Annotated in this window: 2 protein-coding genes; both read right to left on the bottom strand. The window is 55.9% G+C overall.

Going from position 1 to position 862, the window contains the following annotated elements; genetic code table 11:
* Nucleotides 1-181, bottom strand: a 181-nt coding sequence (locus C7K08_RS14655; RefSeq protein WP_106501192.1) for a NifU family protein, incomplete at its 3' end; no start/stop codon positions are given.
* Between the two features lie 35 nt (nucleotides 182-216).
* A partial coding sequence (locus C7K08_RS14650) for a dehydroquinate synthase/iron-containing alcohol dehydrogenase family protein (protein WP_117434672.1) occupies nucleotides 217-862 on the bottom strand: 646 nt, incomplete at its 5' end.

The raw sequence follows: 862 nt of genomic DNA, 5'->3' as shown, positions 1-862 counted from the left end.
TCTTTAGGGTCATGGTGCTGCTGGGGCAGGAACCACAAGCCCCCTGCAAACGCACCTTCACGATTGGTCCATCGATTTCCACCACCTCCACATTGCCGCCGTCGGCCATCAAATAAGGGCGCAGCTCATCAAGGGTGCGCTCCACATTCTCGAGGGTTAGGGCTTGAAGATCACTACTCATGGCTAGGGGGGCAGATCTAACTGAATCCTAGGTACCTAAAGCAATCGACGCCCCCATTGGTCGGCCGCCCTCAGCGCAGCGCTAACTGCCGCTGTGCTAACTGGAAAAGGTTCATTGTGGCTGCTCTCTCCTGGGATTACAGAGCGTTCTGCAATGTGGTTTAACTGTTCATCGCTATTGGCATCAACCCCAACTTGGGCCAGGCAGATTGGTAATCCCACCGCTTGCTGGTAGCGGTAGATCTCATCGATTTCAGATTGGGGCTTACCCTCCAGCACCAATTGGGTTAACAATCCAAAAGCCACTTTTTCACCATGGATGTGGCAGTGGCTGCCTTCGATCTCAGAGATACCGTTGTGAACCGCATGGGCCACAGCTAAGCCGCCACTTTCAAACCCCAAACCTGAGAGCAAGTTATTGGCTTCCACCACCCGCTCCAGGGCCGGTGTGGTGGCTTTGGCTTCCACTGCTGCACAAGCCGCAGGGCCGTCGGCCAGAAGAATTTCACAGCAGAGTTTGGCCAGGGCTGTGCCGGTGCGGCTGGGCAGGCCACCCACCACGGTGGTGCTGCAACTTTCACGCACGGTGCGCGCTTCAAACCAGGTGGCCAAGGCATCACCAATGCCACCCACCAATTGTCTTTTTGGTGCCCTAGCCACCACTTCGGTATCTACTAAAACC

It is taken from the genome of Synechococcus lacustris str. Tous, assembly GCF_003011125.1.
GTDB classification, from domain to species: domain Bacteria; phylum Cyanobacteriota; class Cyanobacteriia; order PCC-6307; family Cyanobiaceae; genus Synechococcus_D; species Synechococcus_D lacustris.
This window is presented reverse-complemented; position numbering and strand designations above follow the sequence as displayed.